The sequence below is a fragment of the Nonomuraea fuscirosea genome (assembly GCF_003001935.1).
In the GTDB taxonomy this organism is placed as follows: Bacteria; Actinomycetota; Actinomycetes; order Streptosporangiales; family Streptosporangiaceae; genus Nonomuraea; species Nonomuraea fuscirosea.
Window position 1 is genome coordinate 275,884 of sequence record NZ_PVNG01000017.1, and the last position, 8,795, is coordinate 284,678.

Consider the following 8,795-nt stretch of genomic DNA (forward strand, 5'->3'; position numbering starts at 1 on the left):
CTTCGGCCGCCCGGATCGACGCTGAAAGTGCGACATCCGAACGGTTGAGGAGATGAAACGATGACCAGGCAGATCGTGGTCGGTGTGGACGGCTCCGCCCCGGCCGCCGCGGCGGTGGAATGGGCGGCCACCGACGCCGAGCGACGCGGGCTGGACCTGCGGCTCGTCCACGTGTGCGAGCAGTGGCCGCACAGCGAGGGCGCCGAGTACTGCGCGGGAACGCTGGAAGCCGCCGCCGACCGGGCGCGGGGCCGGGCCGGGGGCGTCAAGGTGACGACCGACCTGAGAGCGGGGAACGTCATCGACGAGCTGATCGGCGCGTCCGCGACGGCCGACAGCCTGGTACTGGGCAGCCGGGGGCTCGGCGGGTTCACCGGCATGGTGCTGGGCTCGGTGAGCACAGCGGTGGCCGGGCACGCCGCCGGAGCGGTCGTCGTCGTCCGCGCACCGCAGGCGGAGCACGGCCGCGTCGTCGTCGGCTACGACGGCTCCGAGCACGCGCGGGCGGCCATGGAGTACGCGATCGAGCAGGCCAGAAGCCGCCGGGCCGAGCTGCACGTGGTCACCGCCTGGCAGCCGCCGGCCCTGTCCCCGTACGCCGTCGCCTACAGCGGCCTGATCGACCGGATCATGAAGGAGGAGCCGCGGGCGGCACGCGAGCTGGTCGAGCCTTGGCGCACGAGCAACCCGGACCTGGTCATCACCGGCGAGCAACCCTGCGAACACCCGGTGGCCGCCCTGACCAGAGCCGCCGGCACCGCCGACCTCGTCGTGGTCGGCTCGCGCGGGCGCGGCGGCTTCGCCTCGGCCCTGCTCGGCTCGGTCAGCCACGCCGTACTGCACCACGCGACCTGCCCGGTCGCCGTGGTCCGCCCGGCCCGCGAGGAGGAGTCATGACCGCCGAAACGCGGACGGCCGGGCAGGTGATGAGCCGCGTCCTGGTCGCCGTCAAGCCGGAGGAGTCGCCGCTCATGGCCTGGGAGCTGATGCGCCGGGCCGGCGTGCACCACCTGCCGGTGGTCGACGGGCGGCGCGTGCTGGGTGTCCTGACCCGCGAGGAACTGGCCACGTCCTGGTCCGGCGGTCCGCAGGAGCAGTCCACCCGTCAGGTGGGCGACCTGCTGCGCCGGGCTCGTACCGCGCGGGTGCGGCCGGAGACGCCGCTGCCCCAGGTGGCGGCCGTCATGCTCGACGCCGGCGTGGACGCCGTGCCGGTCGTCTCCGCCGATGGGCTGGTCGGCCTGATCACCGCCCGGGACGTGCTGGCCGCGGTCGCGGGCCGCCTCGGCCCGGCCCGGGAGACCGGCGAGGTGCTGACCGGCATGTTCCACCTGGAACCTGTCCTGCCGGAGCGCACCGCACCGGACTCGCCCGCACGAAGCTGGCGGGAGGCGTGACATGCGCGCACGGCATCATCAAGCGGATCGCCGCAGCGGTGGGCGGAGAGGTGAACGCGGGTCAGGACCAAAGTCCCTCCGGGCCGGGACGCACGGCCCTGGGGAGCGGCCAGTGCCAGGAGCAGCCTGACTGACATGGACGTTCTGGATCTCTCCCGATTGCAGTTCGGTGTCACCACCGTCTACCACTTCCTGTTCGTGCCGCTCACCATCGGCTTGTCGATCATCGTGGCCGGACTGCAGACCGCGTGGCACCGGACGAAGAAGCCGGAGTACCTCAGGCTGACCCGGTTCTGGGGGCGGCTCTTCCTGATCAACTTCGCCATGGGTGTGGTGACCGGCATCGTGCAGGAGTTTCAGTTCGGGATGAACTGGAGTGACTACTCCCGCTTCGTCGGAGACGTGTTCGGGGCGCCGCTGGCCATGGAAGGGCTGATGGCGTTCTTCCTGGAGTCCACGTTCCTCGGCCTGTGGATCTTCGGCTGGGACAGGCTGCCGCCCCGGGTGCACCTCGCCACGATCTGGGTGGCCGCCATCGGCACCAACATCTCGGCCTACTTCATCCTCGCGGCCAACTCCTGGATGCAGCACCCGGTCGGCTACCGGATCGACAACGGCCGCGCCGAGCTGACCGACATCTGGGCGGTGCTCACCAACTCCACCACCCTGGTCACCTTCCCGCACGTCATCTTCGGCGCCTTCCTGACCGCCGCCGCCTTCGTCCTCGGCGTCAGCGCCTGGTTCCTGCTCAGGAAGCGGGACACGCCGCTGTTCCGCACCTCGGCGCGGCTGGCCCTGGTCGTCGCGCTCGTCTCGGCCGTGGGCGTGTCGTTCTCCGGCCACTGGCAGGCGCAGATCATGACCGAGCAGCAGCCGATGAAGATGGCCGCCGCCGAGGCCCTGTGGGAGGACGAGAGCTCGGCCGGTTTCTCCCTGTTCGCCGTCGGCGACGTCGAGAACGGCCGCAACCACATCAACCTGCAGATCCCGTACGGCCTCAGCCTGCTGTCCACCAACACCCTGGACGGCAGGGTCGAGGGCATCAACGACATCCAGGCCCGCTACCAGGCGCTCTACGGCCCCGGCGACTACCGGCCGGTCGTGGGCCTGGCGTACTGGTCGTTCCGCCTGATGATCGGCTTCGGCGCGCTGTCGGCGCTGCTCGCCGCGGCCGGGCTCTGGCTGACCAGGCGCGGCAGGCTCCCCGCAGGGCGGTGGGCGTACCGGCTGGCCATCGCCGGGATCGGCCTGCCCTTCCTGGCCAACACCCTGGGCTGGATCTTCACCGAGATGGGCCGCCAGCCGTGGACGGTCTTCGGCCTCATGCGCACCGCCGCTGCGGTCTCGCCGACCGCGGACGTCGCCTCGGTGGCCATCACGCTGGTGGGCTTCACCCTGGTGTACGCCGTGCTGGCGGTCATCGAGGTACGCCTGCTGGTCAAGTTCATCCGCATCGGGCCGCATGAGCAGGCCGAGCCGGAAGCCCCCGTCCCCGCCCTGAGCTACTAGAAGGACACGTCGTCATGGAACTGACCACCGTCTGGTTCGTCCTCATCGCCGTGTTGTGGACCGGATACTTCCTGCTGGAAGGGTTCGACTTCGGCGTCGGCATCCTGCTGCCGTTCCTCAGCCGGGACGAGGCCGACCGGCGCGCCATCGTCGCTTCGATCGGCCCTGTGTGGGACGGCAACGAGGTGTGGCTGCTGGTGGCCGGCGGGGCGACGTTCGCCGCGTTCCCCGAGTGGTACGCCACCCTGTTCAGCGGCTTCTACCTGCCGCTGTTCCTCATCCTGCTGGCGTTGATCGCCCGCGGCGTGGCGCTGGAGTACCGCGGCAAGTCCGACAGCAAGCGCGGCTGGGACCGGGCCTTCTTCTGGGGATCCCTCGGCCCCGCCTTCCTGTGGGGAGTGGCGTTCGCGAACATCGTGCGCGGCGTGCCGCTGGACGCCGGCCACGAGTACACCGGCACCCTGTTCACCCTGCTCAACCCGTTCGCGTTGCTCGGCGGGCTGGCCACGCTGCTGCTGTTCACCCTGCACGGCGCGGTCTTCCTCGCCCTGCGCACCACGGGCGAGCTGCGCCAGGGCGCCGCGCGGACGGCCAAGAGCCTCTTCCCCGCGGCGCTCCTGGTGGTGATGGCGTTCCTGCTGGCCGCCGGCGGCTCGCGGCCGGCCTGGTGGGCGGCGGTCGCGCTGGTCGCGCTCGGCCTGGCCGGCGCGCTCGTCGCGACGCTGCGCGGCCGCGACGGCTGGGCCTTCACCGCGAGCGCGGTGGCCGTGGTCGCGCTGGTGGCGGCCCTGTTCATCGGGCTGTTCCCGAAGGTGCTGCCCGCGCTCGACCCGGCCAACAGCCTGACCGTGACGAACGCCGCCTCCTCGCCGTACACGCTCACGGTGATGACCTGGGTGGCGGGCGTCTTCACGCCGGTGGTGCTGGCGTACCAGGCGTGGACGTACTGGATCTTCCGCCGTCGTCTCACCGGAGCTCCTGCTCCGGCCTCCGGCCGATGGTCACACCAACACAACCCGATGGGAGGCGCGTGATGGACGCGCTGGTCGTGTACGAATCGATGTTCGGCAACACCGAGGAGATCGCCAAGGCGATCGCCGAAGGGATCTCCACCCGCCTGCGCACGGAGGCGGCCGAGGCCGGCCGCGCACCCGGAGCGGTGGGGGCGGAGGTCGGGCTGCTGGTGGTGGGCGGGCCGACGCACGCCTTCGCCATGAGCAGGGCCTCCACCCGCCGCTCGGCCGCCCAGCAGGCCACCAGGCCGCTGGTCTCGGCCGGGAACGGCGTGCGCGAATGGCTCGCCACGCTCCGTACCTCCTCGGCCGGGCTCCGCTCGGCCGCCTTCGACACCCGCGTCGTCAAGCCGCGCCTGCCCGGCTCGGCCGCCCGCGGCATCGCCCGGCGCCTGCGCCGCCTCGGCGTCGGGGTCCTGGCGCCGGCGCAGAGCTTCTACGTGCTCGGAACGGAAGGGCCGCTGGTGGAGGGGGAACTGGAGCGAGCCAGGAAGTGGGGCGAGAGCCTGGCGGCGTCGTTCCCCGTGACGACGGCCTGACCCGGGGGTCCGGCAGGGACCTTCGTCCCGGCCGGCGGCGACCTCCGGCCCTGCGCCACAAGGGGGTGGACGCGGTCTGATGAGAGTGTCGAAGGAGGCAATCATGATCATTGTAGGGGTCGACGGTTCCGTGGCATCGCGGGCCGCGGTGGAGTGGGCGGCGGGCGACGCCGTACGCAGGGGCGTGCCGCTGCGCGTCGTGCACGTGACCGACACCTCGTGGTACCTGGTCGGCAGGCGCCCCGAGGCGGTCCTGCCGGCCACGGTGCATCAGGAGGGATGGCGGGTGCTGCGGGAGGCGGAGGCTCTGGCGCGTGAGCGTCACCCGGCCGCCGAGGTCACCACGTGTGAGCTGGAGGGCGTGCCCGCCGAGGTGCTGCGCGAGCAGGCCGAGGGCGCGGCCGAGCTGGTGGTGGGCAGCCGCGGGCTGGGCGGGTTCGCCGGCGCGGTGCTGGGCTCGGTGAGCTCGCACGTGGCGGGCCACGTCGCCTGCCCGGTCGTGGTCGTGCGGGGCGAGAACCTGCCGGTGCACGGCGAGATCGTGGTGGGGGTCGACGACTCGCCGGAGTGCGAGCCCGCCCTGGCCTACGCCTTCGAGCAGGCCGAGCTGCGCGGCGCGACGCTCAGGGTCGTGCACGCGGTGCAGTCACCGGCGCACGACTTCGTCCCGTCGACCGCCTACGACGTGAACGAGATCCGCGCCATGGAGCAGCAGGCCGTGCACGACCGGGTGAAGGCCGCCGGGCACGACCACCCGCGGGTGACGGTCGTCGAAGACGTCCAGCCCGCACATCCGGTGGACGCGCTCACCGCGGCCGCCGAGCGGGCGGATCTGCTGGTCGTGGGGTCGCACGGGCGCGGCGCGCTCGGCTCGGCGCTGCTCGGCTCGGTCAGCCGGGGCGTCCTGCACCACACCCTGTGCCCGGTGGCCGTGGTCCGTTCATGAGGGGTGCACCCCGCGCCGACGTGACGTGCCGCGCGTCTTGCGCCGCCCGGCCGCCGACTTCGAGGCCGGCGGCCGGGCGGCGCCTGTGTCAGTCCTTCCGGTCGGCCCGCAACCGTGCGGCCAAGGCCGCCGCCTGGGTGCGGCGTTGCATGTTCAGCTTGGCCAGCAGGTTGGAGACGTAGTTCTTGACCGTCTTCTCGGCCAGGAACATGCGCTCGCCGATCTGCCGGTTGGTCAGCCCCTCGCCGATGAGGTCGAGGATGTGGCGCTCCTGCTCGGTCAGCGCCGCGAGAGGGTCCTTCCTGGCGGCCTGGTCACGCAGCCGCTGCAGCATGGCGGCGGTGGTCTGCGGGTCGAGCAGCGACTGCCCGGAGGCGACCGTACGGACCGCGCCGACCAGGTCGGAGCCGTGAATCTGCTTGAGCACGTAGCCGGCGGCTCCCGCCATGACCGCGTCGAACAGGGCGTCGTCGTCGGCGAAGGAGGTCAGCATCAGGCACGCCAGCCCGGGCACCCGGGAGCGCACCTCGCGGCACACGTCCACGCCGTTGCCGTCGGGCAGCCGTACGTCCAGGACCGCCACGTCCGGCGCGAGCGCGGGGATGCGGGCGATGGCGGACTCGGCCGTGCCGGCCTCGCCGATCACCTCGATGTCGTCCTCGGAGTCCAGCAGGGCGGCGACACCACGGCGGACGACCTCGTGGTCGTCGAGGAGGAAGACACGAATCATGCGTCGCACGCTACCGAAGCGACGGTGCCGCAGGAAGGACGAAAGTCCCGGAACCGGACCGGCGAAGGTCCACCCGCGTGAGGCCCTACGACGCTGGGCGGGCCGCTATTTCCCGTGTGTCCTGGAAGGGCTACAGAGGAGGAAGCATGCTTCTCGTTGGTGCGCGCCACCCACTCGGCCCGCTCGCCGTCCCGGGGAGGACCCGATGAACCCTGGCGCGGACCCGGTGCGCGACTATCTGCTCCGCATCGGCCGGACGCCGTTGCTGACGGCCGCCGAGGAGGTTTCGCTCGGCGAACGGATGGCGGCGGCCGCCCGCGCCGCCCGTCTCATCCGGCAGGGTGATCCGACGCCAGGGCTGCGGGACATCGTCGCCGACGGCCGGGCCGCCCGCCGGCACCTGATCGAGGCGAACCTGCGGCTGGTGGTGTCGATCGCCAGACGGTACGCGCACCGCGGCATGTCGCTGGCCGACGTGATCCAGGACGGCAACCTCGGGCTCATCGAGGCCGTCGGGCGCTTCGACCACACGCGGGGCAACCGGTTCTCCACGGTCGCCACCTGGTGGATCCGCAAGGCGATCCAGCGCGGCCTGGAGCACGCGCCCACCGTACGGCTGCCCATCGCCGTGCAGGACGAGCTTGTTGAGGTCGCCCGCGCGCGGGCACGGGAGCTGCACCGGCTGGGACGCGTCCCGACCGAGCGGGAACTGGCCGGGGAACTGGGGCGTAGACCCGCGAGACTCGCCTTCCTGCGGCAACTGCCAGGACCCTGTGCCAGCCTCGACGTCGAGGTGGGCGAGGGACGGCACCGTCACACCCTCGGCGACCTGGTAGAGGACGACCGGAGCCCGTCCCCCGAGGAACTGGCCGAGCAGCGGGCGTTGAAGGTGGTGCTCGATCGCCTCGTGGACGGGCTCGCACCACGCAATGCGCTGATCATGCGGCTGAGGTTCGGCATGGACGGGCACGATCCGCACACGCCCCGGCAGATCGCCGAGAAGCTGGGGCTGACTCCCCAGTGGGTTCGCCAGATCGAGAAGGAATCGCTCACCAGGCTGCGCGGGCAGGGGAAATCCTACGGCCTGCGCGCCTGGGCGAGCTGAGAGGGGAGATCATGAACCTGGACACCCGCCCCTCCGCGCGCTGGCTCCGATGGTTGTACCGCGGCGGCCGGCCCGGCCGTCTGGCGCGCGCCATGAACCGGTGCTCGGCCGTGCTGCACGCGAGCGGCCTGGTGCCCCGTTGGGTGACCTTGGAGGTGCCCGGACGCCGCACGGGGCGGAGCATCTCCTTCCCGCTGGTGCTCGCCGACCACGGAGGAGAGCGGTATCTGGTGGCGATGCTGGGCTCGCGTACCAACTGGGTGCTGAATCTGCGCGCGGCCGGTGGCCGGGCGGTGCTGCGGCACGGCCGGCGCAGGAGCGTTCGGCTGATCGAGGTCGAGCCCGCCGGACGCGCCCCGATCCTGCGCCGCTACCTGGCTCTCGCACCGGGCGCGCGCCCGCACATCCCGGTGGACCGGCACGCGCCACTGGAGGACTTCGAGTCGATCGCGCCCCAGTTCCCCGTGTTCCGCATCACGGCCCCGTAGAGGGACCTTTCGGTCCTGCTCGGTGCTGGGTGGGATCGCGGCCCACGCCGTGGTGTCCGCCGTCACCGGAGGTACCAGGCGAGGGGAACCTCCAGGACGTCGTTCTCGCTCCAGGTGAGCGTCTCCTGGACGTCCACGACCCCCTCCGTCCGGCGGGTCGAGCGAACGGCCGCGTCCGCGTCGCCGCGCTTGAGCGTGTGCCCGGAAAGAGTGACGATGCCGTCGTGCACCTCGATGAGGATGCCGTCGCGGTCATTCCAGCGGGTGTGCGGCGAGATGCCCTCGACGACCCGCCGCCTGGTCTCGTCGTCGTCACGCAGGTACATCCGCAGCAGGTCACGCCTGCTGACGATGCCCCGCAGCCTGCCGTCGGCGTCCACCACCACCAGGCGTTTGACGCCGCACTCGTCCATGATCCGGGCGGCTCTGGCGATCGAGGCGGATGGGGCGACGGTCACCGCCGGCGCGCTCATCAGCTCCGCCGCGGTCCGGCCACCCGCCTTCCCGCTGCCGTCCGCGGGCTGGCCGGTCATACGCCGGCGCAGCCGGGCGCGCAGCGGCGGCCGGTAGCTCTCGCCGTAGTACTGCTCCCGGAACTCCTCCTTGCGCATCAGATCCCCCTCGGAGACCACGCCCAGGACCCGCAGTTCGCCGTCCAGCACCGGCACGGCGCTGACCCCGCGCTCCACCAGCATCTCGGCCACGTCCTTGAACGAGGCGCCGGCCTCGACCGAGGTCACGTCGGTCGTCATGACATCCTTCACCGTGGTCCGCATATCGGACCCTCCTTCCGATCCGTTCCCATCGCATCGCTGTCCGCGTCGTCGTCGTAGGGGCCGAAGCCCTTGGCCGGGCGTACTTCGGAGGGGCCGAAGGTCCCTGACGGGCGCGGCAGGTGTCATCGTTCGCGCTAGGCAGCAGATCATCCGAATGCGAGACTGTTCGCGTGGAAGGTGAGCAGAGTCCGCTGATGCCGCAGATGCGGCTCGACGAGCTGCTCGCGGAGCTGCAGGTCCGGCTGACCGCCGTGCTGGCCACCCGCGACCGCGTGCACGCGTTGCTGGAGGC

The 8,795-nt window shown here is 71.9% G+C and carries 10 protein-coding genes; 8 read left to right on the forward strand and 2 right to left on the reverse strand.

What is annotated here, in order from left to right; translation table 11 throughout:
- Positions 1-60 precede the first annotated feature (60 nt).
- The 6 genes from B0I32_RS35525 (at position 61) to B0I32_RS35550 (ending at position 5,404) form a co-directional block, all read left to right on the forward strand.
- Positions 61-897 (forward strand): universal stress protein, encoded by an 837-nt coding sequence (locus B0I32_RS35525; RefSeq protein ID WP_106247236.1) that lies wholly within the window; start codon positions 61-63, stop codon positions 895-897.
- Positions 894-1,397, forward strand: coding sequence for a CBS domain-containing protein (locus B0I32_RS35530; protein ID WP_106247237.1), 504 nt, complete (start codon positions 894-896; stop codon positions 1,395-1,397). Before B0I32_RS35525 ends, B0I32_RS35530 begins: the two co-directional genes overlap by 4 nt.
- A 135-nt stretch (positions 1,398-1,532) precedes the next feature.
- On the forward strand, positions 1,533-2,906 hold the full coding sequence (locus B0I32_RS35535) for a cytochrome ubiquinol oxidase subunit I (RefSeq protein WP_106247239.1): 1,374 nt from the start codon (positions 1,533-1,535) through the stop codon (positions 2,904-2,906).
- A 14-nt stretch (positions 2,907-2,920) separates the two neighbouring features.
- Positions 2,921-3,940 (forward strand): cytochrome d ubiquinol oxidase subunit II, encoded by a 1,020-nt coding sequence (gene cydB / locus B0I32_RS35540; RefSeq protein ID WP_106247241.1) that lies wholly within the window; start codon positions 2,921-2,923, stop codon positions 3,938-3,940.
- On the forward strand, positions 3,940-4,458 hold the full coding sequence (locus tag B0I32_RS35545) for a flavodoxin family protein (RefSeq protein WP_106247242.1): 519 nt from the start codon (positions 3,940-3,942) through the stop codon (positions 4,456-4,458). The genes cydB and B0I32_RS35545 overlap by 1 nt, the downstream gene beginning before the upstream one ends.
- A 103-nt stretch (positions 4,459-4,561) precedes the next feature.
- Positions 4,562-5,404, forward strand: a complete 843-nt coding sequence (locus tag B0I32_RS35550) for a universal stress protein (protein WP_106247244.1) — start codon at positions 4,562-4,564, stop codon at positions 5,402-5,404.
- Between the two features lie 88 nt (positions 5,405-5,492).
- Here the strand turns inward: B0I32_RS35550 and B0I32_RS35555 are convergent, their stop codons facing one another.
- On the reverse strand, positions 5,493-6,134 hold the full coding sequence (locus B0I32_RS35555) for a response regulator (RefSeq protein WP_106247245.1): 642 nt from the start codon (positions 6,132-6,134) through the stop codon (positions 5,493-5,495).
- A gap of 205 nt (positions 6,135-6,339) precedes the next feature.
- Between B0I32_RS35555 and B0I32_RS35560 the strand changes: the two genes are divergently transcribed.
- Both B0I32_RS35560 and B0I32_RS35565 read left to right on the forward strand, forming a co-directional pair.
- Complete coding sequence (locus B0I32_RS35560; protein ID WP_106247289.1) at positions 6,340-7,239, forward strand: sigma-70 family RNA polymerase sigma factor; 900 nt, start codon at positions 6,340-6,342, stop codon at positions 7,237-7,239.
- 11 nt (positions 7,240-7,250) lie between these two features.
- A complete protein-coding gene (locus B0I32_RS35565) occupies positions 7,251-7,727 on the forward strand; it encodes a nitroreductase/quinone reductase family protein (protein ID WP_106247247.1) in 477 nt (158 codons plus the stop codon).
- Positions 7,728-7,789: 62 nt separating this feature from the next.
- On the opposite strand, the gene B0I32_RS35570 is transcribed toward B0I32_RS35565, so the two are convergent.
- Complete coding sequence (locus B0I32_RS35570; RefSeq protein WP_106247248.1) at positions 7,790-8,503, reverse strand: CBS domain-containing protein; 714 nt, start codon at positions 8,501-8,503, stop codon at positions 7,790-7,792.
- Between the last annotated feature and the right edge of the window lie 292 nt (positions 8,504-8,795).

Bases quoted from the DNA above. Each gene is read 5' to 3' on its own strand.
- cydB (WP_106247241.1), top strand. From the start codon at position 2,921: ATGGAACTGACCACCGTCTGGTTCGTCCTCATCGCCGTGTTGTGGACC.
- B0I32_RS35565 (WP_106247247.1), top strand. From the start codon at position 7,251: ATGAACCTGGACACCCGCCCCTCCGCGCGCTGGCTCCGATGGTTGTAC.
- B0I32_RS35530 (WP_106247237.1), top strand. From the start codon at position 894: ATGACCGCCGAAACGCGGACGGCCGGGCAGGTGATGAGCCGCGTCCTG.
- B0I32_RS35535 (WP_106247239.1), top strand. From the start codon at position 1,533: ATGGACGTTCTGGATCTCTCCCGATTGCAGTTCGGTGTCACCACCGTC.
- B0I32_RS35525 (WP_106247236.1), top strand. From the start codon at position 61: ATGACCAGGCAGATCGTGGTCGGTGTGGACGGCTCCGCCCCGGCCGCC.
- B0I32_RS35545 (WP_106247242.1), top strand. From the start codon at position 3,940: ATGGACGCGCTGGTCGTGTACGAATCGATGTTCGGCAACACCGAGGAG.
- B0I32_RS35550 (WP_106247244.1), top strand. From the start codon at position 4,562: ATGATCATTGTAGGGGTCGACGGTTCCGTGGCATCGCGGGCCGCGGTG.
- B0I32_RS35555 (WP_106247245.1), bottom strand. From the start codon at position 6,134: ATGATTCGTGTCTTCCTCCTCGACGACCACGAGGTCGTCCGCCGTGGT.
- B0I32_RS35570 (WP_106247248.1), bottom strand. From the start codon at position 8,503: ATGCGGACCACGGTGAAGGATGTCATGACGACCGACGTGACCTCGGTC.
- B0I32_RS35560 (WP_106247289.1), top strand. From the start codon at position 6,340: ATGAACCCTGGCGCGGACCCGGTGCGCGACTATCTGCTCCGCATCGGC.